The organism is Paraburkholderia sp. BR10882 (genome assembly GCF_040948855.1).
Taxonomy (GTDB): Bacteria; Pseudomonadota; Gammaproteobacteria; order Burkholderiales; family Burkholderiaceae; genus Paraburkholderia; species Paraburkholderia nodosa_A.
Genome location: NZ_JBFPKP010000006.1, coordinates 291,734 through 313,752, shown reverse-complemented (window position 1 = coordinate 313,752; position 22,019 = coordinate 291,734). Strand labels below are relative to the sequence as shown.

Below are 22,019 nucleotides of genomic sequence, written 5' to 3'. Positions count from 1 at the left end.
GCATCAGAGCGCGGCTTGTTCTACGGATTGTTGCTCGGCTAGCGGCGCGCTCACCACGCCGAGACGCGCGCGCGCCGCCTCGTATTCGCGCTTCAAACGCGCGATGAGTTCAGCCGCAGGCACGATGCTCTTCACCGCGCCAATGCCCTGGCCCGAGCCCCAGATGTCCTTCCACGGCTTCACGCGCGTCGAGCCGAAATTCATCGCCGACGGATCCGACTGCGGCAGCGCCTCCGGATCGAGACCGCTCGCCACGATGCTCTGGCGCAGATAGTTGCCGTGCACGCCCGTGAAGAGATTCGAGTAGACGATATCGCCCGCGCCGCCTTCGACGATCATCTGCTTGTAGGCGTCGAGGGCATTCGCTTCATGCGTGGCGATGAACGCCGAGCCGATATAGGCGAGATCGGCGCCCGCCGCCTGCGCCGCGAGAATCGCGTTGCCGTTGCCGATCGCGCCCGACAGCAGCAGCGGGCCGTCGAACCATTCGCGAATTTCGTGGATGAGGGCGAACGGCGAGAGTGTGCCCGCATGGCCGCCCGCGCCGGCGGCCACGGCGATCAGGCCGTCCGCGCCTTTCTCGATGGCCTTCTTCGCGAACGTGTTGTTGATCACGTCGTGCAGCACGATGCCGCCCCATGCGTGGATCGCGTGGTTGACCTCTTCGCGCGCGCCAAGCGACGTGATGACGATCGGCACCTTGTATTGGGCGCACACGCCGAGGTCGTGCTCGAGGCGGTCGTTCGACTTGTGCACGATCTGGTTGACCGCGAAAGGCGCCGCCGGGGCGTCCGGATGCTTTGCGTTGTACTCGGCGAGCTCGTTGGTGATGCGGTCGAGCCATTCGCCCAGCACGTGCTCCGGCCGTGCGTTGAGCGCGGGGAACGAGCCGACGACGCCCGCCTTGCACTGGGCGATCACGAGATCGGGATTCGAAATGATGAAGAGGGGCGAGCCGACGACCGGGATCGACAGGCCGCGGCGCAGCACGGCGGGAAGGGACATCCATATCTCCTAGACTGGCGGGGACGCCGGGTGCGGCTGCCCTCGCGTGATTCGATGCGCCGGCGTGCGCGCCGGCTGGCTGGCTCAAACATAGCAAAGCCGTCGAAACTATGCAACCAGTTGCATAGTGGGAAAATTCGATCCGCAACAGATCCGGCATCGGGCGGGGCGTGGTTTAGAATCGCCGCATGTCGACGCCGCATGCCATCCTCATCGCCTTGCTGGAAAAGCCTTCGTCAGGCTACGACCTCGCGCGCCGCTTCGATCGCGCAATCGGCTACTTCTGGCACGCCACCCATCAGCAGATCTATCGCGAGTTGGGCCGCATGGTCGACGCGGGATGGGTGTCGGTCATCGAGGACGAGACGGCCGCCGCGTCGCGCAAGAAGGTGTATTGCGTATTGCCGGTCGGGCGGGATGAAGTGGCGCGCTGGGTGCGCGAGACCGCGCTCGACCTCGACTCGCGCAACGTGTTTCTGCTCAAGCTGCGCGCCGATGCCGTGATCGGGCCGCTTGGCCTCGCCGAGGAGCTCACGCGGCTCATCGAAGAAAATCGTGCACGGCTCGCGACGTATCGGGAGATCGAGCAGCGCGATTTCGGCGCGGCGTCGCTCACGCGCGGGCAGCAGTTGCAGTACGCGATCCTCAAGGCGGGCATTCATACGCAGGAGATGTGGCTTGCCTGGGCGGCAGAGGTGCGCACGCTGGTGGAACCCGCGCAGGCACAGTGATGTGCCAGGTTGTCCGAAGGAATTCTCGTGTCGCGTTTGCTTGCCGACGGTGTCCGAACGCGCCATGTTTCAGTCATGTGAAAAAGACTCTTGACGCAGAAGCGCGTGCACCCTATAATTCTTTTCTCTGACGGACGCGGGGTGGAGCAGTCTGGCAGCTCGTCGGGCTCATAACCCGAAGGTCGTAGGTTCAAATCCTACCCCCGCAACCAAAGCCCAGTAAGGCTTTGCGCAAGTTCAGCAGTTTTGGGTAGTTCGCACTTTTCGCGATTTTGGGTAATAGGTGGGTAATCACCGCCAAATTCCCGCGAAACCGAACCCCGACCATCAAACCCGCTCCGGCGGGTTTTTTGTTTTCCGGGTCGGCTGGCGTTCTCCCCCACCAGTGCGCACGGGCAACCACGAACATACACGCCCAGCGAGTTAACGGTAATGTATGCGGGTTGTGCGGCCCGCAACCCCGCACGCCTGCGCGCAGAAGTCCGGCTAGACCCTGCCCACTGTTACCCAAACGTAAGGCCCCGTACCAGCGATGGACGGGGCTTTGTCGTTTACGCGGTCTGTCGGCGGCGCGCTGCGCCGGTTGCGCAATTGACTTGGAGGCAAGCATGAGCAGCAACGAGCAGCAATCGAAGCGGTTGTATGAAGCGGCCGATGAAGCAGATGCGGAGCATGCGGAGTATTTCGCGATGGGCCAGCATTGGGGACGCACCTATCCCAACGTTAACGCAGTGCGGCGCGTGGCGGATATCGACACCGACGCCGTGGCGCGGGCTTCACTGGTCGAGAGTGCGTGGGGCAGCGGCGTTGACCTCTACGCTGCGGTTGAAGGCATCGATGACATGGCCGATGGGTCGCGCATTGACCTTGAAGCCACGGTCGAGGCACTGATCGGCGAGCCGTACCCGGAAGTGGAACGCGTCATTGCGTTCATCGAAGGCGTGGCCGACGTGGTGGACGAGCGCATCACCGAGGCGTCACAATGAGCCGCACCGAAGGCAAGATCGTGCCGGGATGGGAGCCCGCCAAGATGCCGGAAGGGCTCCATCGCAAGCGTCCGCCGCGATCATGGGTAGCACCCAATGTTGGCCTGCCGTCATGGGTCGAGCAGCCAATCTGGCGGGCCGCATTCGGATGGCTTGACCCGCAGCGGCAGGAGCAGGTGTCCGAAGTGCAGATGATTCGCGCGACGGATGGACGGTTACTTGTTCTGCTCGCGTCGGCTCGGCATAAGTGGGCGGTACTGGCCGCGCTGAGTAACGATGACCCGCATGAGCGCGAATGGCTCGATATCGAAACGTTCAAGCAATTGCGAGGTGATGTGATACCACCGGCAGCACAGCCGTAGCAACCGGATCCGGCCCGCCAGCAGCCTCGCGCGGGCCGGTCCAAGTCCCTTACACCAGTATAATCGAGCAATCAGAAGTCGCTGCGCGGAATATAACAAACCCTGAGGACAGCATTGTGAGCAAGAGAATACTTACCGTTGGATTTGCACTCGCGTCACCAGAAGTTGAATCCGCCGAGTTTCGATCCAATGTATCCCTGCTTGACTGGGATATTGTTTTGTTCAGGCCTGATATTGACGAATTCGTCTCCTCGTCCTCGTACAGTGACCAGTTTCAAGGCAAACCGAGTCTGAGCGACAGCGTCTCCTTTCGCCTCAAAGAGTGCTGCGAACATTGGCGTCGAGAACTAAGACAAGCCGTCGACACTGGCAAGACCGTGATCGTTTATCTTCCGCCTATGACGGAGGTATATGTCGACACTGGCAAGCGCACATATTCAGGGACCGGTCGCAATCAAAAAACAACTACGCACGTTGCCCTTTATAGCAACTATGAAGCGATACCTGCTTCATTGTCTCCTACGGCGACCTCCGGGACTGCGATGAAGCTGGTCGATCGTGGTTCCGAGATTCTGGCTACGTATTGGGGGGAGTTCGAGAAGCTTTCAAGATACCAAGTACTTCTCACTGATGAGAACGTACCCGGATGCGTTATTACTCGCTCTGGCGGGAGGCTTGTCGGTGCTCTCTATCGAGACAAGACGTCGGGGGGGACGCTTTTATGCTTACCGGACATTGATTTCTACGACGAGAAATTTTTCGACGACGAGAGCGATGAGTCGGAATGGTCAAAAATCGGCCAACAATTTTCCAAGCGTTTCGTGGCGTCAATTGTAGGGCTAGACAAAGCCCTGCGAAGCTCACTTGAGGTGACTCCGGAACCCACATGGGCAAGCGAGAGTCGGTTTATGCTCGCTTCCGAAGCGAATCTGAACATCCAACTGCTCGCCGCCGAAAAACAGGTCGAAGAAGCGCAAAAGCGAAAGGAAGAAATATCGGAAGCCCTCAAATCTGCCGGAGCACTAAGAGCGTTGTTGTATGAAAAGGGAAAAGCTCTGGAAGCAGCAATTATTGACGCACTTCGACTTCTCGGTTTCAAGGCTGAGCCCTTTAAGGATTCGGAATCAGAGTTTGATGTCGTATTCGAATGTGACGAGGGACGGCTTATCGGAGAAGCAGAGGGCAAAGACAATAAGGCCGTGAACATTGATAAGTTGCGTCAACTCTCCATGAATATCCACGAAGATTTTCAGCGCGACGAAATAACGGTGCCCGCCAAACCGGTCTTATTCGGTAATGGCTTCCGACTTCAGCCGTTAGGTGACCGTGGGGATCCGTTCACGGAGAAATGTCACAGTGCGGCCGGGACTGCTTCTACTGCCTTGGTCTTTACGCCCGATCTGTTTCCCCCTGTGCAGTATTTAGTTGCATTCCCAGATTCCGGATACGCGCGAGCATGCAGACAAGCAATATTGTCCTCAACTGGACGTGTAACGTTTCCAGCAGCACCAGCCGATGAAAAGAGCGGCAATGTCACTGAGATGGAGATAGAGGCGGACGACTAAACGCTAGTGTCACGGGGGAAGCAACGACCCCGAAGCACGGTACCTGCCACTGACGGTGACTCGACAATCCGCAGCGGGGCGGCAAGCGCCGTCCCGCAAGTTCGCGAAAGCCACAATATTTGCGTGCGTGTGTCGGCGCACGGTTCGGCAGGTGTGCCGCTGGTCATCGTCGGGTCATCACCGGGTCTGTAGATCTTTTCGGCCCCCCCTTCGCGAGCTTGCGGCCATGCGAAGAAACGGGAGGGGGATGGTTTACGATCAGATGAAAAATTTTGTGAAGATGCCGCCCCGCCGTCATCGGCCGCGCAGTTTGAACGGGCAGTCATCGCGGCACGCGACCACGACGCCATCGCGCGTCTCCAAGCCCAACCATTGTTCGCCATCTTGCAGCGCACTCCGCACGAGGTCGCGCACGTCATCAGCGTAACGGCTACCGAGCAGCGCTTCGGCGGGCATATCGCCTTCGGTCACGCGTTGGAGCCCAATCATGCCCAGATAGATTCGCGTCATGGCGCGCGCCTCACTCCCCGCGATCCGCAGCGTCGAGGCGCACCACCACGTGCGGTTCGCGCTTCGGCAACGGGTGCGCCTCGCGGTGCTCACGCAACGCACGTTCAACCAACTGCTCGGCCAACGTCAGGTCGCGATGCTCGGTAATCACGGCATCGCCGTTTGCGCCAACCGTGACCAGTGACAGCTCAAGCCAACGCCATTTCGTGTATCGCTTGCCACCGCCTGCGATGGGCTCGGATTCCTCCGGGGCGAAGCCAATGCTCACCGCGCGCAGCAGCGAATTCTTCACGTGTGCCCACGCGTCGTCCACACGGTCCTTGAGCCTGCCCGGTTCAGCAATGCGCGCGATTTGCGCGCGGAACCTGATGCCCGACTTTTCGGCCGCTGCCCACGTCACACTCCCTACCGGTGCCTCGTGGTCGTGATGCCAGAGCAGGGGCAGCGGGAGCTTGAAGTGCGCACCGGTCGGCACGACCACATCGTTGTAACTGTCCACGCTCGCGGTCGAGGCCACGCCTTCGATGATGCGTAAGTCCGCGTCCACCGTGCGGGTCATCAGCAGACTGGTCGCGCGCACAATGGTCGCCACGCGGCCACGGTCAATGAAGCTCTCGTTCATGGTTGCCTCTCCTATGCCACGAGCCGCAGCGCGGCGGTCTGCTCGGCGGGCGTAACGTGCGCCACGCGCTGATCGCCGCCGACCCAATAGAACAACACGGTGCCGTCCTCGTTCGTCAGCACGTCATCGACCAGCACGGCGGCGGCGGGGCATTCGCGCAGCAGCAGCGCGTGGAGCGCAACGGCTTCTTCGCTCGCGCTGATGTGCTCGCCGCGCAGCAGGTCCAGCACGTCATGCTCGATGGCGCTCGCGCGGGCGACGCGCTCACGCTCCTGATCGAACTCCAGTTGGTTGCGGGCACAGGAGCAGCCGGGAACAAATGTCTGGTCACACATTGCTGCCTCCTTTCGCGCGCTTCGTTGCGGGTGCAGCGTTGCGCGTGTCATCGTCTGCCTGCGTGCCGATGCAGTCGAGCATGATGCCCGCCGCGTTGGACGTGAGCGGTTGCCAGTTGATGTAACGGATGGCGCGGATGCTTGCGGCGTTCTGCTGCCACAGCGAAACAATCTGGCTCGTCTCCCGTTGCAGGTCGTGGACAGCAATGGTGGATTGCTTGGACGTGCCGAGCGTGAGGCCCGCTTCGACCACAAGAATTTCGCTCGGGATCAGGTAGCCGATGCTGCCTTTGGGCACGCTCGCGCTCGTCACGCACGGATAACCCAGCAACTCGCCGCCATCACGGGCAGTCAATACGCCGTTACCGTTGAGCCCTTGTTCGATGCAGGTGGGCACGTCGAGCGGTGAAATGACCAGCACCACGTCTTGCAACTGGTTGGCGTCGAGCGATTCGAGCAACGTGGTGAGGTCTGCGGCGGGATGAAAGGTGCCGTGCAGGACGTTATCGGCGAACACGCTGGGCGGCTGCTCATCGGGCGTGCCCGCGTTGTCCGGCGCAAACATCGAGTCGTCCAGCGCAGTAGATACCGCACGCACCACGTCACGCCGGATTGCCTCGTCCACGCGCGGCGACGGCAGGCGCAAGAATTCTTCGCTATACACGGTGAGCACCGCGAGCTTGAGCGGGCTGATACGCGAAGCGACGAACGCTTGCGCGCTGTCCGCAATCATCGCGGCCTCGGGCGTCCATGTTGCGGTTGCGTGCATCGAGAGCCCGAGCACGGGAGCACCGGGCGGCACGTTGGCAAACGGCACGAGAGCGTTGACGCGGCCCCACGCACTGCGCCGCTCGATCAGTTCCACGATGTGCGCGCCAACGTTGTAGAGCGTGGCGTCGCCGGTATCAATCGAACCCGTGTCGGTCAACTGCTTCGTCAGCACGTCGCACACGTCGCTCGTCGCGCCCCACTGTTGCGCGGCGAACGCCCTCGCGGCAACAAGGTTGCTCCCATTCACCGCAGCGGCACGCGCGGCGCGCACTGCGGTCAGCCCGGTAACGTCTCGCACGTTCATCGCCGTCCCCCGTTGGTTGGTGGCTTAGATTGCGCGGGCACCGGCCAACGGCACAACTTCAAATACATCACTCGGCGAAGCCCACCTCCAGCCACACCGCAATGTCGCGGACGCGGTAGAAGCGGCGCGTGCCCGTGGTGCGATAGCGGGGCACCGAGGCAAGGTCGCGCACGCGCTGCGCCAGATACGTCCGGTCCTGCGAGCCGCACAACTGGCACGCCACACGCTCGGGCACGCAGTCGTCGGGTGTCACCTCGTGCCCGCGCTCGCGAAGCCACGCGCGCAGCATGGCCTCACAACGATCAACGCGGGCGTCGAGGCTCGGCACGGGTCAGTGAAGCGGGGCGTCGAGCCGCCGCTCGATATCGGTCACGATGGCTCGCAGCGCGGCAAGCTCCGCCTCGGGGTCGGCGTTGGGGTCCTCCGTCTGCGCGTTGCCGTCGCGCTTCGCACGGCGCAGGCAATAGCCGACCATTGCTTGTTCGGCGATGGGCCGGTTGCAGACGGTGGCGACCAGTTGGCGCATCTCGTCGCGCATCTCGCGTGAGAGCGCGGGGTGCACGTTCAGGAATTCCAGCGTCGCGCCCAGTTCACCCGCCGTCCGCGCGCAGTGTGTCCAGAGCGCGTTGGGGTCCAATTCGTTCATGGTGCCTCCTGAAAATAGGCGGTGGGCAAACTGCCCACCGCTCTCATTGCTCACTCGGCGATGCTCGTGGCGGGCAACACGTGCCGCATCTTGCGTTTTTCGTTGGCGATGGTGAAAGCCAATGCGGCGTCGCTGAAACTCAACCCCTGCTTCAACGCGGGCAGCAGCGCGAGAAATGCAACGTGCTGGATCAGGTAACGGTCCCGGTCGTCGTTGTCGAATGCTTCGATAAGGCCCGGAATGTCTGCGGCGGTCAGCTTCGACCATTCGACTTCGCGCTTGTGATACGGCCTTGCCTGCGCGTCGAACACATACGGCAATTCCGTTTCATCAACGCTCGAATCGGCCACCTGCTGCGCGTACTCTGCGCGGCTCTCGTCGCTCATGCCCGTTTCGATAATCTCGCGATAGTTGCGGGTGTCCGGTTGGTACAGGTGATTCGCTTCGTCTTTCGTGCTCATGGTTCCTATCTCCAAAGGTTGGTTACTGCACTCGCTACTCCATGTAACGCTTAGGCGTTACGTGGTCCTAACTAGTGCCTACAAAAAAATGGCGACTCAATGAACCGCGTCGTTGCTGCCTGCCGGTGATGCGTCGAGCCGGTACCGGACAGGCTCAACCTCTTCGTCGTGCGGCTCGCGCGAGCGGTGCCGGAGGGTGAGCGTGTTGTGCACCGATGCCCACTGAGGCTTCCTGCCCGCCAACATGCCCGCCTGCGCTTCGTGGTACGCGGCAATCACGTCCTCCGGTGTGCGGCCGTGCAATGCGTGCTGCAACACCTGCCTCGCCATCAGTTGAACCTTGCCGCTCGTACTGCCCGCACGGCATTCGTCGGGCAGTACCGCCAGTAGTGCACGAGCCTCACTGCGCTGCTCTGGCGTGGCGTCCTTCCAGTACGTGTTGGCCATGTTGGCGATCCGGTTCGGCTTCCAGAGGGGACCGGGCACATCGGCCGCGCTTTGCAAAGCAAAGTCGGCCCCTAAGTAACCCTCTGTTAACCCTCCTAAACCCTCTAAAACCCTACCGCCTGATAGCCGGGCAAGTTCGGGGTCCGTGCCGGGCAAGTTCGAACCGTCTGCCGGGCAAGTTCCGCTCGCGTGCCGGGCAAGTTCGGCACCCTCGGCGGGCAAGTTCGGCTTCGCCGTACCATTGACGAACTTCACCGGCTCGCGGGCAACTTCGTCTAACTTGCCCGGTGGGCGGTTATCTTTCCGGCCGTTGAGCCACTTCTGGTTACGCGGCTCCTGCCACATGCGCTCGCGCACCAACTCCCACGCCTCGCGCTTCGGGTACGTCTGCACAAGCGCGTCCGTGTCGAACTCGTAGACGTTGGAGCCGCCGCGTCCCGTCTTGCCCACGATGCGCAGCACGCCGCACTTCTTCAACTCGGCAAACGTGTCGTTGATGACCGACCTTGCGTAGCCAGTGCGCGCCGCCATGAACGCGGCGGAAGGGTTGATCTGGTGACTGCTGTCGCTCACGAGCCGCGCGAGCGTGATGGTGATGTGACGCTGAGTGGGCGTTCTCCAATGGTCCTCCGCCGCACGCGTCGCTTCCTCACGCGGAGACAGGTTCTCCGGATCGACTTCGTGATCGGCGCTCATGGGAGCCGCCTTACGCGTTTGCGTCAGCCGTCGCTTCGCGGGTGCGCCCAACCATGCGGCGCTCCCACTCGCGCGCCGCAGCGTAGGTGATGAGCACCTTGCGGCCGATGAGCACCACGTCCGGGGCGATGCCCTCGCGGCGCATGTGGTAAAGCGTCCCACGGTCGATCTTGTAGCGCTCGCAGAACTCCGTCATCGTCATCGCGCCGTGTTCGGGATCGGGATTCAGCGGCGGGGCGCGCGGTTGCGGTGCGACGTGGGCCTCGCCTTCATTGGGGTCGCTCTCGTTCTGCTGGGCGACACGCGTGCGCGGACCGTTGTTAGACTTCGCGCCTGCGGCGCTTGCCTTACGCACGCCAGCAATCAGAGTGCTCAACTCTGGAACCTGCGTTTCACGTACTTTCGTATTCATCGGTTGCCTCTCGTTGGTGGCGGGTGTACGTGGCAATAGTAGGCGCGCGCAGACGCTAAATGTTCGTGGGATCTACAGGCATTTTGTAGGACTCCGGCTGAGTGGTTACCGGTCAGAACGCGTGGCTGCGCGTTGCTACGTTACGCAACGGGCGGGAAGTGAATCCTGTTCGCGAAGGCGTGCCGCGAGGCAGAACATTGCGGGGTGTGCGCGAAAATAAAAACGCCTGCCGGGTGGCAGGCGCTTCGAATGAAGGATCGCGGGTTACGCGGTCATGCTGCTGCGTTCTTGCGCGGCGAACGCTTCTTCGCCGGGGCATTGTTGAACGCCGAGTTGATCGCTGCGTGCAGATGGTCGGGTGCGAGGTGCGCGTAGCGCTCCACCATTGCGTAGCTCGAATGCCCGAGCAGCGTCTTGACCACGTAGAGGTCGGTGCCCTGCGACACGAGCCGGGTTGCGAAGTCGTGGCGCGTGTCGTGAAAGCGGAACCGCGTTATCTCGGCCGCTTCAAGCAGTCCGTCCCACGCACCGCCAAAGTCGGTGAGCGGCGCGTTGGTGTCCTTGTTGCCGAACACCCATACGCGGTGAGCAAGCGGCTTCCACGCCGTGAGGCACGCGAGCAGTTCATCGGAGATGGGAATGTCGCGGCGCTTGTCGCTTTTTGCGACCGCGCGCTGCACGTGGATCGTGCGCAGTTCTAGGTCCACGTCCTGCCATTCGAGTGCCAACAATTCGCCCTTGCGCATACCCGTGTTGAGCGCGGTCACGACGAGCGGTTGCAGGTAGTCGGTGTAGCGCACGTTGCGGATCGACGGCGGGGCGGGCAGCTTGCGCATCCGGCGATGGGCGATGGTGCGCTGGCGCGCGTCCCGGTTCTCTTCCTCGCGGGCCTCCATCGCTGCGTACAGGCGCTCGCGCTCGTCGGTACTCAGATACCGCACGATCACGTCCGCTTTGCCGTTGCGCGTCACCTTGCGAGCCGGGTTATCGGCAATGTGTCCGGCATCGGTTGCCACGCGAAGCAGACCTTGCAGAGCGACGAGCTTGTTGCTGATCGTCTTGGGCTTGACGCCGGTTTTCGCGACGCGCGACTTCCAGCCCTCCAGCAGCCACGGCGTGAGTTCGTCCAGAGCGCGGTCCAGCAGGTCGGGAAACGACGAACTGATCAGCGCGGCGTTCTTCTCGCTGATGCCGTTCGTTTGCAGGTACACGAGATAGTCGCCGTCGAGGAACGTGCCCAAGGTCGGCACGCCGTGCGCGCGCCGCACGCTCTCGGCGTGGCGGCGCTTTTTTTCCTCGACCACGGCGGGCGCGTCTTTTTGCTGGGGGCTCTGGTCCAGCAACTTGCGCGCGGCCTCGCGTGCATCGTTCGGCATCGTCTCCGGGAAGCTGCCGAGGCTCCTGCGGGTGAACGTGCCGGTGGGCGTCTTGAAGCGCACCGAGTAGGTTTTTTTGCCAGCGGGTGTGACGCGCAGGGAGAACCCGGTGAGCGTGGCGTCGGCGTACTCCTGAAAGGCGCCCGTCACGGGCAGGTCGCGCACGAAATCACGGGTTATCGCGACGCGCGTGTTGGTTTTGGGCATGGTTGCGGTTCCGGCTTGGGTAATTTTTGGGTAATGCCCGCCGCCAACGGCAGGCCACGAATGTCACCCAATATACACCTAAGCCTTTGTTTTTTATACGATAACGCACCACGCTCAACCGTCATCAACGGGTGAAATCGGGCTCATAACCCGAAGGTCGTAGGTTCAAATCCTACCCCCGCAACCAAACGTCTGAAGCAGCAAGGCCTCGTGCCAATCAATGAACCCGCTCCAAGCGGGTTTTTTGTTTTCTGCATCTCGAAGCAGCCACGAGCGTCATAGCGCTAAGCACCTGCCTCGCTTCCAATCGCCCAATCCACCGCAGCCTGCGCGTGCAACGCGGTCGTGTCGAACACCGGCAGGGCAGAATCGTTCTGCCCGATGAGCAGCGTGATTTCCGTGCAGCCGAGAATGACCGCCTGCGCGCCGCGTGCCGCGAGGTCATCGATCACGCGCTGATACACGCGCCGCGACTGCGCATCGACGTTGCCGTGACACAGCTCGTCGTAGATGATCCGATGCACGTCCGCGCGATCGTGTTCGTTCGGCACGATCGCTTCGATGCCGTGCGCCTCGCGCAATCGTCCCACGTAAAAGTCCTGTTCCATCGTGTAGCGCGTGCCGAGCAGGCCCGCGCGCGTGAAGCCGGCGGCGCGCAACGCCTGGCCGGTCGGGTCCGCGATATGCAGGAAGGGGATCGAAATCGTCGCCTCGATTGCCGCGCGCACGCGGTGCATCGTGTTCGTCGCGAGCAGCACGATATCGGCGCCGCCGCGTTCGAGCTGCTGCGCGGCCTCGGCCATCTGCACGCCTAGCGCGTCCCAGTCGCCCGCGCGCTGGAGCGCTTCGACCTGCGCGAAGTCTACGGTCACCATCAGGCTGCGCGCGTTGTGATGGCCGCCCAGACGCGCCTTGGCGTGGCGGTTCAGCAGCCGGTAATACTCGGCCGACGATTCCCAACTCATCCCCCCAATCACTCCGATTGTCTTCATCGATTCGTTCCTCACGCTCGTGGCCTGTTCAGTCCGCACGAGTATAGGCCCGCGCAGCCAGCAGTCCAGAGACGGTCCGGCCGATCCGAAGCGGTACGGGAGCCGACAAAGGGCGCGGACACTTGTCTTGAAAATAATACTGTGTTTTTGTACAGTATCGGGACCGTGACCTCGCCTTCTTCCGACCTCGCGCCGCCGCCTGCACCCGACCCGGGGCGCACCGCCGCCGCACTTGCCGCCGCCGCTCGCAAGATCATCCATTGCGACTGCGACTGCTTCTATGCGTCGGTCGAAATGCGCGACGACCCCTCGTTGCGCGGCCGTCCGCTCGCGGTGGGCGGCCGGCCCGACCAGCGCGGCGTGATCGCCACCTGCAACTACGAGGCGCGGCGCTTCGGCATTCATTCGGCGATGTCCTCGGCGCTCGCCATGCGCAAGTGCCCCGAGCTCTTGATCCTGCCCACGGCGATGGAGAAGTACCGCACCGCCTCGCGCGCGATCATGGCGATCTACCGGGACTACACGCCCGACGTCGAACCGCTCTCGCTCGACGAAGCCTATCTCGACGTCACCCGCGCCTCGCGCTGCAAAGGCAGCGCCACGCTGATCGCCGAGGAAATACGCGCGCGCGTGCGCGAAACCGTGGGCGTGACGGTATCGGCCGGCGTCGCGCCGAACAAATTCATCGCCAAGATCGCCTCGGACTGGAACAAGCCCGATGGCCTCTTCGTCGTGCGGCCGCCTGAAGTCGATGCCTTCATCGCTGCACTGCCCGTACGCAAGATTCACGGCGTCGGCAAGGTCACGGCAGCGAAGCTCGAAAACCTCGGGCTCACCACGTGCGCGCAACTGCGCACATGGTCGCTGTTCGATCTGCATCGGCATTTCGGCGTGTTCGGCAAGCGGCTCTACGAACTCGCGCGCGGCCTGGACGACCGGCCCGTGCGCGCCGATCAGGAGCGCAAGTCGGTGAGCGTCGAGACGACCTACGTGGACGATCTGCTCACGCTCGAAGCGTGCAGCGAGGAGCTGAAGCGTCTTGCAGTGCAGCTCGACGCGCGCATCGAACGCGCGGGTTGCGCGCACGCCGTGCGCAAGCTCTTCGTGAAGATCCGCTTCGCCGACTTCCAGCGCACGACGGTCGAGTGTGTGGCCAGTTCCACCGATGTGCGCACCCTGCTGCTGATGCTCGAAAAGGGGCTCGCGCGACGCAAGCTGGCGGTGCGGCTGCTCGGCGTGGGCGTGCGGCTCGAAGAGGAGAGCCCGGCGTTGCGCGGGCAGTTCGCGCTTTTCGACGACGACCCAGCGGAAGACGATGGCCCGAACGCGCTCGTGTGACGCCTTCGCGTGGAGGGGGGCCACGCCGCTGGCGGCGCCATTCTGGCGCCGATAGAATCGACGCGAGCCGAAACGAAAGCGCCACGCCACCACGCCAGAACAAGGAGCCGCAGATGGACCTGATCATTCGCCGCGCGGTGCTCGCGCATGCGCATCCCGCCGGGTATCCCACGGTGGATATCGGCATCGAGGCGGGGCGCATTACCGCGGTGGAGCCGCACCTCGCGACCGCGGCGCGCGAGGAGATCGACGCCGCGGGTGCGCTCGTGAGCGCGCCGTTCGTCGATGCGCATTTCCATATGGACGCCACGCTCTCGTACGGCCTGCCGCGCGTGAATGCATCGGGCACGCTGCTGGAGGGCATCGCGCTGTGGGGCGAGCTCAAGCCGCATCTCACGCAGGAGGCGCTCGTCGAGCGCGCGCTGCAGTACTGCGACTGGGCCGTCGCGCGCGGGCTTCTCGCGATCCGCTCGCACGTCGACGTGTGCGACGCACGGCTACTCGCGGTCGAAGCGCTGCTCGAAGTGAAGCGCCGCGTCGCGTCGTATCTCGATCTCCAACTCGTGGCGTTTCCGCAGGATGGCGTATTGCGCAGCCCCGGTGCATTCGACAATCTCAAGCGCGCGATCGCGATGGGGGTGGACGTGGTGGGCGGCATTCCCCACTTCGAGCGCACGATGGCCGACGGCGCCGAATCGGTGCGCCTGCTCTGCGAGTTCGCCGCCGAAAAGGGCCTGCGCGTGGACATGCATTGCGACGAATCCGACGACCCGCTCTCGCGCCACATCGAAACGCTCGCGGCGCAAACGCATCGGTTGGGCCTGCATGGGCGCGTAGCCGGCTCGCATCTCACGTCGATGCATTCGATGGACAACTACTACGTGAGCAAGCTGATCCCGCTCATGCGCGAGTCGGGTGTCGCGGCGATCGCGAATCCGCTCATCAATATCACGCTGCAAGGGCGCGCCGATACCTATCCGAAGCGCCGCGGCATGACGCGCGTGCCCGAGTTGATGGCGGCAGGCGTGACCGTCGCGTTCGGCCATGACTGCGTGATGGACCCGTGGTACAGCTTCGGCTCGGGCGACATGCTCGAAGTCGCGCACATGGGCCTGCACGTCGCGCAAATGACGGGCACCGAGGCCTCGCGCGCCTCGTTCGACGCGGTGACCGTGAATGCCGCGACGATCCTCGGCCTCGAAGGCTACGGCGTGGCGCCCGGTTGCGCGGCGAATCTCGTGGTGCTCGACGCGCGCGATCCCATCGAGGCGATCCGGCTGCGCGCGGCGCGGCTCGCGGTCGTGAGCCGGGGCAGGGTGGTGAGCCGGCAACCCGCGCAGCGCGCGGCGCTTGCACTCGAAGGTCGGCCGCCAAGCGTCGATTTCAGGCTGTATCGATAAAACGCGGGGCAATAAAAAACCGCGTATGCGTTCCACACCCATGCGCGGTTTTTGTTCGGATCGCTTACGAGCGGGTCACGCGTTCACTGCTGTGCCGGCGGCTGCTCCATGCCGTTGTGGCGCAGCAGCGCGTCGATGTTCGGCTCGCGGCCGCGGAAGGCCTTGAACGATTCCATCGCCGGGCGGCTGCCGCCCACTTCCAGAATTTCCTTGCGGTAGCGCGTGCCGGTCGCTTCGTCGAGCACGCTCGACTTCGCGGCCTGCGCGGCTTCCTCGAAGGCCGCATAGGCATCGGCGGAAAGCACTTCGGCCCACTTGTAGCTGTAATAGCCGGCCGCGTAGCCGCCCGCGAAGATGTGGCTGAACGTGTTCGGCCAGCGCGAGAACGATGCCTGCGGAATGACGTGGTAGCGCTCGTTGATCTCGCGTGCGAGGTCGTTCGCGCTCTTGCCCTTCGAAGCGTCGAAGTCCACGTGCAGCGCCATGTCGAACATCGAGAACACGATCTGGCGCAGCGTGCCGAGACCGCTCTGGAAGTTCTTCGCGGCGAGCATCTTGTCGAAGAGTTCGCGCGGCAGCGGCCTGGCGGTTTCGACGTGCGAGCTCATTTCGCGCACTACGTCCCATTCCCAGCAGAAGTTTTCCATGAACTGCGAGGGCAATTCGACGGCATCCCACTCCACGCCGTTGATGCCCGACACGCCCAGTTCGTCCACACGCGTGAGCATATGGTGCAGGCCGTGACCGAACTCGTGGAAGAGCGTAATGACTTCGTCGTGCGTGAAGCACGCGGGGCGGCCGCCGACCGGCGCCGAGAAGTTGCACGTGAGATACGCGACGGGCGTTTGCACGTCGTTGCCTTCGAGCTTGCGGCGCGAGCGGGCGTCGTCCATCCATGCGCCGCCGCGCTTGCCTTCGCGTGCATAGAGGTCGAGATAAAACTGCGCGACGAGCGTGCCGTCCGCGTTTTCCACGCGGAAGAAACGCACATCGGGATTCCACACCGGCGCGCTGTCCGGGCGGATGCGCACGCCAAAGAGCGTTTCCGTGACCTTGAAGAGGCCCTGCAGCACGAAGTCTTCCGGGAAGTACTGCTTCACTTCATTTTCCGAAAACGAGTAGCGCTTCTGGCGCAGACGCTCGGCGGCAAATGCCATGTCCCACGGCTCGATCTGCGTGAGGCCCAGTTCACTCGCGGCGAACTCGCGCAGCTCTTCCCAGTCCTTTTCGGCGTGCGGGCGCGCGCGCGTGGCGAGGTCTTCGAGGAAGCTCATCACCTGAGCCGGCGTTTCCGCCATCTTCGGCGTGAGCGAGACTTCGGCGAAGTTGTCGTAGCCGAGCATCTTCGCTTCTTCGGCGCGCAGCTTCAGTTGCTCCTCGATGATCGCCGTGTTGTCCCATTCGGCCTTGCCGCCGCCGTAGACGGGGCCCAGCTCGGACGCGCGTGTGACGTAGGCGCGGTACATCGTCTCGCGCATCGCGCGGTTTTCCGAGTACTGCAGCACCGGGAAGTACGAGGGGAAGTGCAGCGTGAACTTCCAGCCTTCCTTGTTCTCGCGCTCGGCGGCTTCGCGCGCGGCGGCGATCACGTCCTCGGGCAGGCCCGCGAGGTCGGCTTCATTCGTGGCATAGAACGCGTAGCCATTGGTCGCGTCGAGCACGTGGTCGGAGAAGGCTTTGGCGAGCGCGGCCTGGCGCTCCTGCAGCTCGGCGAAGCGCGGTTTCTGGTCTTCGGGCAGTTCCGCCCCGGAGAGGCGGAAGTCGCGCAGCGAGTTGTCGAGGATCTTCTTGCGCTCGCCCGAGAGCAGCTCGAACGAGTTGTGATTCGTAATGGCCTTGTACTTCTTGAAGAGCTCGAGATTCTGGCCGACGCTCGACCAGAATTCGGTCACGCGCGGCAGGTTCTCGCCGTGCGCGGCGCGCAGTTCTGGCGTATCGGCGACGGCGTTCAGGTGGCCGACCACGCCCCAGGCGCGCGAAAGCGGCTCGCTGGCGCGCTCGACCGGCTCGACCACGTCGCTCCACTGCGCGGGCGTCATGGGTTGCGCGGCGCGCTCGACCGCGGCCTTCGCGTTCGCGAGCAGGACGTCGAGCGCGGGCGTCACGTGCTCGGGGCGGATTTCGCCGAAGCGCGGCAGTCCGGTGAAGTCGAGGAGCGGATTGTCGGAGGGGGTAGTAGCCATGATGCTTCCTGTTCCTGTCTGTCGCGGGTTAGGGGACCGGGGCGCGGCATGCGTGCGCCCGATAGCCAGAGTATTGGGGCGCCAGGCGCGCTTTCCAACCGGGTTATCCGAGCAAATTAACAGATGTCGGGGGGCGGTGCCGCAATCGCGGCTGCACTCGTTCAGGCGGGCGGCGCCGCAAAAAGAAAGCGGCCCGTGAGGGGCCGCTTGGGGAACGTCATGCTGTGACGCGGCGTCGCGTGTTGCTTACGCGCCTGCCGCGCGCTCCGCCGCTTCGATCGTGTTCACGAGGAGCATCGTGATGGTCATCGGGCCGACGCCGCCCGGCACCGGCGTGATGAAGCCGGCCACGTCCTTCAGGCCCGCGAAATCGACGTCGCCGCAGAGCTTGCCGTTGTCGTCGCGGTTCATGCCCACGTCGATCACGGTCGCGCCGGGCTTGACCATGTCGGCGCTCAGCACGTTGCGCTTGCCCACCGCGGCGACCACGATGTCGGCGTCGCGCGTGTGCTTCGCGAGGTCGCGCGTCTTGCTGTGGCAGATCGTGACCGTCGCGCCCTTTTCGAGCAGCAGGAGCGCCATCGGCTTGCCGACGATGTTCGAGCGGCCGATCACCACGGCGTTCGCGCCTTCGAGCGGGATCTCGTATTCCTCGAACATCTTCATCACGCCATAGGGCGTGCAGGGGCGAAAGAGCGGCTGGCCCGTCATGAGCGCGCCCGCGTTGGCGACGTGAAAGCCGTCCACGTCCTTCTCGGGCGCGATGGCTTCGATCACCTTGTGGCTGTCGATGTGCTTCGGCAGCGGCAACTGCACGAGAATGCCGTTGATTTTCGGGTCGCGGTTCAGCTCGTCGATGCGCTTGAGCAGGTCGGCTTCGGAAAGCGAGTCGGGATAGCGGTCGTACGACGAGTAGAGGCCGTTGTCCTCGCAGGCCTTGACCTTGTTGCGCACGTAGACCTCGCTTGCCGGATTGTCGCCGACCAGCACGACGGCGAGTCCCGGCTGATGGCCGCGGGCGGTGAGGGCGGCGGCGCGCGTAGCGACTTGCGCGCGCAGTTTCCTGGAGAGGGCGTTGCCGTCGATGATAGTGGCAGTCATGGTCGGTCGGGGTCGAGAGTGGGCTATGCGGGCTCGTGTGGGCGCGAGCGCTGGCGCGCGTGGGCGGGCGCCATTCGAAGGCCGATATTATACCCGCGCAGCGGCCGTGCTCCTGCCTGATCGGACGATGGGGGGTGGAAAGAGGGTCGCGGCGAGACGCCGGCGGCAGCATGCGCGCGCCGTGGGTGCGCATGCATGCTGCCGGAGAAAGACGTGCTTACTGCTGCGCTTGTTGCGGCTTGTTGGAGAGCGCGAGTCGCAGCAGGTCGGCGACCGTGTTGACGTTGAGCTTCTCCATGATGTTGGCGCGGTGCGCCTCCACCGTCTTGATGCTGATCCCAAGGTCGTCGGCGATCTGCTTGTTCAGGCGGCCCGCGATGATGCGCTCGAGGACCTGGTGCTCGCGCGCCGTGAGCTTGCCGAGGCGTTCGGCGGCCGCGCGCTGTTGCTGCACGTTGGTGCTTTCGTTGCGCGCCTTGTCGAGCATGCGCTCCACCAGCTTGCGCAGCTCGGCTTCGTCGAAGGGCTTCTCGATGAAGTCCATCGCGCCCTTCTTCATGGTCGAAACGGCCATCGGCACGTCGCCGTGGCCCGTCACGAAGATGATCGGCAGCGAGGCGTTTTCGGCGATCAGACGTTCCTGCAGTTCGAGGCCGCTCATGCCTTGCATGCGTACGTCGAGAATCATGCAGGCGATCTGCCCGGCTTGTTGCGCCGGCTGGTACGCCTCGAGGAACTCCTCCGCGCTGTTGAAACACTGGACGCGGTAGCCGTTCGCTTCGAGGAGCCAACGCAGGGAATCTCGTACGGCCTCGTCGTCATCGACAACAAAGACGGTTTCCTGGGTGGTGACTGGGCTGTTCATGGCTCTCCCGTAACGGTTTGTGGAGTCGGTTCGTCGGTGTTCCGCGAGGGGGTGTCCGATTCGCCGATAGGCAGACTGCAATGGAACGTTGCGCCGCTGATGTGGCCGTCGGATTCGACGTTGTTGACCACCCAGAGACGCCCGCGGTGCGATTCGATGATGGAACGGCAGATGTTCAGGCCCATGCCCATGCCGTCCGACTTGGTGCTGTAGAAGGGTTCGAAGAGACGCTCGGCCGTGGCTTCGTCGACGCCGGGGCCCTGATCGACCACGCTGATGCAGACGTTGCCGCCTTCGCGCTTCACGATCACGCGGATCACCGGGTCGATCGCATTCGGGCGCGCTTCGGCCATGGCTTCCGCGGCGTTCTTCAAGAGGTTGACGAGCACCTGTTCGATCAGCACCGGATCGACGTAGATCACGGGCATGCGCGAGCGCATGTCGGTCACGATGCGGATGCGGCGCTTGCGCGCCTCGATCTCGGCGAGGCCCACCGCGTCGGCGACGATGTCGGCCACGCGCGTGGCCTGCCGCTTGGGCTCGGAGCGTTTCACAAACTCGCGGATGCGCTTGATGATCATGCCCGCGCGCACGGCTTGCTGCGCCGTTTTCTCGAGCACGGGCAGCAGGTTGTCGGGCGCGGCACGGCCCGACTTCACGAGCGCGACGGTGCCCGAGGCATAGTTGTTGATCGCGGCGAGCGGCTGGTTCAGCTCGTGCGCCAGCGACGAGGCCATTTCGCCCATCGTCATCAGGCGGCTCGTGAACTGGAGCTTTTCGTCCTGCTGGCGAGCCAGTTCCTGCGCCTGCTTGCGCGTGGTGATGTCGGTCGCGATCTGCATCTGCGCGAGGTGGCCGTCCACCCACTGGATGTACTGACGGCGCACTTCGAACCACTTCTGGATGCTCTCGACATAGACCTCCTGCGCGTCCGCCGTGCTCTCGGTGAGCGCGGTGGCGGGCAGGCCGGCGAAGGCGTCGACCATGTCGATCGAATCGGAAGAGGCGCTCGCCGAATCGAAGCCGCCGCCGCCCGCGAGTTCCAGATGGCCGTCCGGGCGGATGCCGAAGAGGTGGCGGTAGTAGCGGTTCGCAAACAACAGTTCGGCTTCGTCGGCGGCGAGCACCGAGACGGCGGCGTCGAGGCTTTCGAGCACGGTGGTGAAGCGCTCGTGCGCGGCGGCGAGTTCTTCGCGTGCGCGCTTGGGCTCCGTGATGTCGGTCATCGACGACATCCAGCCAGTCTGGCGGCCCGAGCTGTCGATGAGCGGCGAGACATAGAGGCGCGCATGGAACTGCGAGCCGTCCTTGCGGCGCACGCGCAGTTCGAACCCCGAGGAGGGCGCCTTGCCACGCAGCGTCATGTCGAGCTGGCGCTGCATTTCGGGGTAGGCATCGCGCGGCCAGTAGGGGAACGGTGCGTTCTTGCCCACGAGGTCGCTTTCGTCCCAGCCGGTCATGCGGCAGAACGCCGGGTTCACGTGCGTGATGCGGCCGTGCATGTCGAGCACGCGCATGCCGATCAGCACCGAGTTTTCCATCGCGCGGCGGAAGAACGCCTCCGCGTAAAGTGCCTGCTGCGCCTCGAAGCGCTGGCGCGTGTGCTTCCAGAGGCTCCAGAGGCTCCACAGCACGAAACACGACAGCCCCGCGACCAGCCACACGAGCGTGTTGTTCGTGAAGTTGGTCATCTGCGGATACGAGTACACGCGTACCGACACGCCCTGGCCGGGCGGATCGAGCGGCAGGTCGTAATAGACGTCGCGCGGCAGGCGCGGCCGCGTCGAGGTGGTCGCGAGCTCGCGGTTGTTCGCGTCGAGGATCGAAATCTTGTACTTGGCCGACAGCTCAGATGGGATGTCGTGCTTCAGGATGCCTTCGACCGAAAACACGGCCGCGATCGACCCAAGAAATTCACGATCGCGGTATACCGGCGTTTGCAGCGTGATGTAGCCGTTACCGACGTCGTCGTAAATAAGCGGCGAATACACCTGGCGGCGCGTGGCGCGCGCCTCGGCGAAAGCGGCCTTCACGGCCTCGTCCATTTGCGCGTCGTTGGGCTTCGCGAGGCGCTGGCCGAAGACCGGCATCGCCGTGTTGGGCCAGCGCGGCGCCTCCTGGCTCGTGTACCAGTTGAGATAGAGGATCTCCGGATGGCCCTGCATGATGTCCGTGGTGGACGTCTGGAAATACTGCGGATCGCTGTGGCCCGCGGCGAGGTCGCGAGCGAGCGCCTGCAGCTGCTCCTGCGCGCCTGTCATGGATAGCCGGATCTGTTGCTGGGCCCATGCGACGTTGCGATAGAGCGTGTCTTCCTGCTGCTGTTGCTCGCGGCGGTTCAGGCTCCACAAGATCAGGCTCATGACGATCAGGAACACGAGGATCGACAGGAGTGGCGTCAGCAAATAGGAATTCGACCACCAGGGTCCGTGGTGCCAGCGAGACGGCGACGACTCGCCGGGCGTTCCGGGCGGCCGCGCCGAGCGTGCGAAAAGCCGTTCGGTCAACATGGCAAGGATTGTAGCTCAGCGTAAGACACGGAAATGCCGCGAAAAAAGCCGTAAATCGCCGATAAACAGGTGCAAACTGGCCGTTATCGGCTCAAGGGCGCGAACGATTAAGCGTGCGCTGCAGCAATTTTTCGCATTATAAAATCGCATCTCGCAATTCGAAAATTTTGTTGCGCAATGGTCAGGGGGGTCAT

At 63.6% G+C, this 22,019-nt stretch carries 22 protein-coding genes and 1 tRNA gene; 7 read left to right on the top strand and 16 right to left on the bottom strand.

The window, feature by feature from the left end:
* Nucleotides 1–3 precede the first annotated feature (3 nt).
* Complete coding sequence (locus AB3X99_RS18300) at nt 4–1,005, bottom strand: NAD(P)H-dependent flavin oxidoreductase (RefSeq protein WP_368617705.1); 1,002 nt, start codon at nt 1,003–1,005, stop codon at nt 4–6.
* Nucleotides 1,006–1,193: 188 nt separating this feature from the next.
* On the opposite strand from AB3X99_RS18300, the gene AB3X99_RS18295 reads away from it, so the two are divergent.
* The 5 genes from AB3X99_RS18295 to AB3X99_RS18275 all read left to right on the top strand — a co-directional run bounded on the left by AB3X99_RS18295 (nt 1,194) and on the right by AB3X99_RS18275 (nt 4,649).
* The gene (locus AB3X99_RS18295) at nt 1,194–1,736 is read left to right on the top strand and encodes a PadR family transcriptional regulator (RefSeq protein ID WP_368617704.1); all 543 of its coding nucleotides are present in this window, start codon (nt 1,194–1,196) and stop codon (nt 1,734–1,736) included.
* 135 nt (nt 1,737–1,871) lie between these two features.
* Nucleotides 1,872–1,948: transfer RNA gene (locus AB3X99_RS18290), tRNA-Met, on the top strand.
* A gap of 396 nt (nt 1,949–2,344) precedes the next feature.
* Nucleotides 2,345–2,722 carry a hypothetical protein gene (locus tag AB3X99_RS18285; protein WP_368617703.1) on the top strand — a complete coding sequence of 126 codons (378 nt, stop codon included), beginning with the start codon at nt 2,345–2,347 and terminating at the stop codon, nt 2,720–2,722.
* Complete coding sequence (locus AB3X99_RS18280) at nt 2,719–3,084, top strand: hypothetical protein (RefSeq protein WP_368617702.1); 366 nt, start codon at nt 2,719–2,721, stop codon at nt 3,082–3,084. The genes AB3X99_RS18285 and AB3X99_RS18280 overlap by 4 nt, the downstream gene beginning before the upstream one ends.
* 116 nt (nt 3,085–3,200) lie before the next feature.
* Nucleotides 3,201–4,649 carry a hypothetical protein gene (locus AB3X99_RS18275; RefSeq protein WP_368617701.1) on the top strand — a complete coding sequence of 483 codons (1,449 nt, stop codon included), beginning with the start codon at nt 3,201–3,203 and terminating at the stop codon, nt 4,647–4,649.
* A 294-nt stretch (nt 4,650–4,943) separates the two neighbouring features.
* Here the strand turns inward: AB3X99_RS18275 and AB3X99_RS18270 are convergent, their stop codons facing one another.
* The 11 genes from AB3X99_RS18270 to AB3X99_RS18220 all read right to left on the bottom strand — a co-directional run bounded on the left by AB3X99_RS18270 (nt 4,944) and on the right by AB3X99_RS18220 (nt 12,428).
* Nucleotides 4,944–5,159, bottom strand: coding sequence for a hypothetical protein (locus tag AB3X99_RS18270; RefSeq protein ID WP_368617700.1), 216 nt, complete (start codon nt 5,157–5,159; stop codon nt 4,944–4,946).
* Between the two features lie 10 nt (nt 5,160–5,169).
* Nucleotides 5,170–5,781 carry an HK97 family phage prohead protease gene (locus AB3X99_RS18265; protein WP_368617699.1) on the bottom strand — a complete coding sequence of 204 codons (612 nt, stop codon included), beginning with the start codon at nt 5,779–5,781 and terminating at the stop codon, nt 5,170–5,172.
* Between the two features lie 11 nt (nt 5,782–5,792).
* The gene (locus tag AB3X99_RS18260) at nt 5,793–6,116 is read right to left on the bottom strand and encodes a hypothetical protein (protein ID WP_368617698.1); all 324 of its coding nucleotides are present in this window, start codon (nt 6,114–6,116) and stop codon (nt 5,793–5,795) included.
* Nucleotides 6,109–7,185 carry a phage major capsid protein gene (locus tag AB3X99_RS18255; protein ID WP_368617697.1) on the bottom strand — a complete coding sequence of 359 codons (1,077 nt, stop codon included), beginning with the start codon at nt 7,183–7,185 and terminating at the stop codon, nt 6,109–6,111. The genes AB3X99_RS18260 and AB3X99_RS18255 overlap by 8 nt, the downstream gene beginning before the upstream one ends.
* Before the next feature lie 73 nt (nt 7,186–7,258).
* Nucleotides 7,259–7,444 carry a hypothetical protein gene (locus tag AB3X99_RS18250; RefSeq protein ID WP_368617696.1) on the bottom strand — a complete coding sequence of 62 codons (186 nt, stop codon included), beginning with the start codon at nt 7,442–7,444 and terminating at the stop codon, nt 7,259–7,261.
* 78 nt (nt 7,445–7,522) lie between these two features.
* On the bottom strand, nt 7,523–7,837 hold the full coding sequence (locus AB3X99_RS18245; protein ID WP_368617695.1) for a hypothetical protein: 315 nt from the start codon (nt 7,835–7,837) through the stop codon (nt 7,523–7,525).
* A gap of 50 nt (nt 7,838–7,887) precedes the next feature.
* Nucleotides 7,888–8,298 carry a hypothetical protein gene (locus AB3X99_RS18240; RefSeq protein ID WP_368617694.1) on the bottom strand — a complete coding sequence of 137 codons (411 nt, stop codon included), beginning with the start codon at nt 8,296–8,298 and terminating at the stop codon, nt 7,888–7,890.
* Nucleotides 8,299–8,394: 96 nt separating this feature from the next.
* Entirely contained in the window at nt 8,395–9,441 is a 1,047-nt protein-coding gene (locus tag AB3X99_RS18235) for a hypothetical protein (RefSeq protein WP_368617693.1), read from the bottom strand.
* Nucleotides 9,442–9,451: 10 nt separating this feature from the next.
* Nucleotides 9,452–9,853: a hypothetical protein gene (locus AB3X99_RS18230; RefSeq protein WP_368617692.1), complete on the bottom strand. Its 402-nt coding sequence runs from the start codon at nt 9,851–9,853 to the stop codon at nt 9,452–9,454.
* Between the two features lie 272 nt (nt 9,854–10,125).
* A complete protein-coding gene (locus tag AB3X99_RS18225) occupies nt 10,126–11,436 on the bottom strand; it encodes a tyrosine-type recombinase/integrase (protein WP_368617691.1) in 1,311 nt (436 codons plus the stop codon).
* A 284-nt stretch (nt 11,437–11,720) separates the two neighbouring features.
* Nucleotides 11,721–12,428 (bottom strand): aspartate/glutamate racemase family protein, encoded by a 708-nt coding sequence (locus AB3X99_RS18220; RefSeq protein ID WP_368617690.1) that lies wholly within the window; start codon nt 12,426–12,428, stop codon nt 11,721–11,723.
* Nucleotides 12,429–12,593: 165 nt separating this feature from the next.
* Between AB3X99_RS18220 and dinB the strand changes: the two genes are divergently transcribed.
* Together dinB and AB3X99_RS18210 are read left to right on the top strand one after the other, a co-directional pair.
* Complete coding sequence (dinB, locus tag AB3X99_RS18215) at nt 12,594–13,766, top strand: DNA polymerase IV (protein WP_368617689.1); 1,173 nt, start codon at nt 12,594–12,596, stop codon at nt 13,764–13,766.
* A gap of 113 nt (nt 13,767–13,879) precedes the next feature.
* The gene (locus AB3X99_RS18210; protein ID WP_368617688.1) at nt 13,880–15,166 is read left to right on the top strand and encodes an amidohydrolase family protein; all 1,287 of its coding nucleotides are present in this window, start codon (nt 13,880–13,882) and stop codon (nt 15,164–15,166) included.
* 83 nt (nt 15,167–15,249) lie between these two features.
* Here AB3X99_RS18210 and AB3X99_RS18205 read toward each other — a convergent pair whose 3' ends face one another.
* The 4 genes from AB3X99_RS18205 to fixL all read right to left on the bottom strand — a co-directional run bounded on the left by AB3X99_RS18205 (nt 15,250) and on the right by fixL (nt 21,825).
* On the bottom strand, nt 15,250–17,349 hold the full coding sequence (locus tag AB3X99_RS18205; RefSeq protein WP_368617687.1) for a M3 family metallopeptidase: 2,100 nt from the start codon (nt 17,347–17,349) through the stop codon (nt 15,250–15,252).
* Between the two features lie 246 nt (nt 17,350–17,595).
* On the bottom strand, nt 17,596–18,450 hold the full coding sequence (folD, locus tag AB3X99_RS18200; RefSeq protein ID WP_342945898.1) for a bifunctional methylenetetrahydrofolate dehydrogenase/methenyltetrahydrofolate cyclohydrolase FolD: 855 nt from the start codon (nt 18,448–18,450) through the stop codon (nt 17,596–17,598).
* Nucleotides 18,451–18,667: 217 nt separating this feature from the next.
* The gene (fixJ, locus tag AB3X99_RS18195; protein WP_042264842.1) at nt 18,668–19,315 is read right to left on the bottom strand and encodes an oxygen response regulator transcription factor FixJ; all 648 of its coding nucleotides are present in this window, start codon (nt 19,313–19,315) and stop codon (nt 18,668–18,670) included.
* Nucleotides 19,312–21,825, bottom strand: coding sequence for an oxygen sensor histidine kinase FixL (gene fixL, locus AB3X99_RS18190; RefSeq protein WP_368606274.1), 2,514 nt, complete (start codon nt 21,823–21,825; stop codon nt 19,312–19,314). The genes fixJ and fixL overlap by 4 nt, the downstream gene beginning before the upstream one ends.
* Between the last annotated feature and the right edge of the window lie 194 nt (nt 21,826–22,019).

Coding starts and splice junctions, on each gene's coding strand:
- AB3X99_RS18230 (WP_368617692.1), bottom strand. CDS start 9,853: ATGAATACGAAAGTACGTGAAACGCAGGTTCCAGAGTTGAGCACTCTG.
- folD (WP_342945898.1), bottom strand. CDS start 18,450: ATGACTGCCACTATCATCGACGGCAACGCCCTCTCCAGGAAACTGCGC.
- AB3X99_RS18205 (WP_368617687.1), bottom strand. CDS start 17,349: ATGGCTACTACCCCCTCCGACAATCCGCTCCTCGACTTCACCGGACTG.
- AB3X99_RS18270 (WP_368617700.1), bottom strand. CDS start 5,159: ATGACGCGAATCTATCTGGGCATGATTGGGCTCCAACGCGTGACCGAA.
- AB3X99_RS18235 (WP_368617693.1), bottom strand. CDS start 9,441: ATGAGCGCCGATCACGAAGTCGATCCGGAGAACCTGTCTCCGCGTGAG.
- AB3X99_RS18260 (WP_368617698.1), bottom strand. CDS start 6,116: ATGTGTGACCAGACATTTGTTCCCGGCTGCTCCTGTGCCCGCAACCAA.
- AB3X99_RS18265 (WP_368617699.1), bottom strand. CDS start 5,781: ATGAACGAGAGCTTCATTGACCGTGGCCGCGTGGCGACCATTGTGCGC.
- AB3X99_RS18225 (WP_368617691.1), bottom strand. CDS start 11,436: ATGCCCAAAACCAACACGCGCGTCGCGATAACCCGTGATTTCGTGCGC.
- AB3X99_RS18245 (WP_368617695.1), bottom strand. CDS start 7,837: ATGAACGAATTGGACCCCAACGCGCTCTGGACACACTGCGCGCGGACG.
- AB3X99_RS18300 (WP_368617705.1), bottom strand. CDS start 1,005: ATGTCCCTTCCCGCCGTGCTGCGCCGCGGCCTGTCGATCCCGGTCGTC.
- fixL (WP_368606274.1), bottom strand. CDS start 21,825: ATGTTGACCGAACGGCTTTTCGCACGCTCGGCGCGGCCGCCCGGAACG.
- AB3X99_RS18240 (WP_368617694.1), bottom strand. CDS start 8,298: ATGAGCACGAAAGACGAAGCGAATCACCTGTACCAACCGGACACCCGC.
- AB3X99_RS18280 (WP_368617702.1), top strand. CDS start 2,719: ATGAGCCGCACCGAAGGCAAGATCGTGCCGGGATGGGAGCCCGCCAAG.
- fixJ (WP_042264842.1), bottom strand. CDS start 19,315: ATGAACAGCCCAGTCACCACCCAGGAAACCGTCTTTGTTGTCGATGAC.
- AB3X99_RS18295 (WP_368617704.1), top strand. CDS start 1,194: ATGTCGACGCCGCATGCCATCCTCATCGCCTTGCTGGAAAAGCCTTCG.
- AB3X99_RS18285 (WP_368617703.1), top strand. CDS start 2,345: ATGAGCAGCAACGAGCAGCAATCGAAGCGGTTGTATGAAGCGGCCGAT.
- AB3X99_RS18210 (WP_368617688.1), top strand. CDS start 13,880: ATGGACCTGATCATTCGCCGCGCGGTGCTCGCGCATGCGCATCCCGCC.
- AB3X99_RS18220 (WP_368617690.1), bottom strand. CDS start 12,428: ATGAAGACAATCGGAGTGATTGGGGGGATGAGTTGGGAATCGTCGGCC.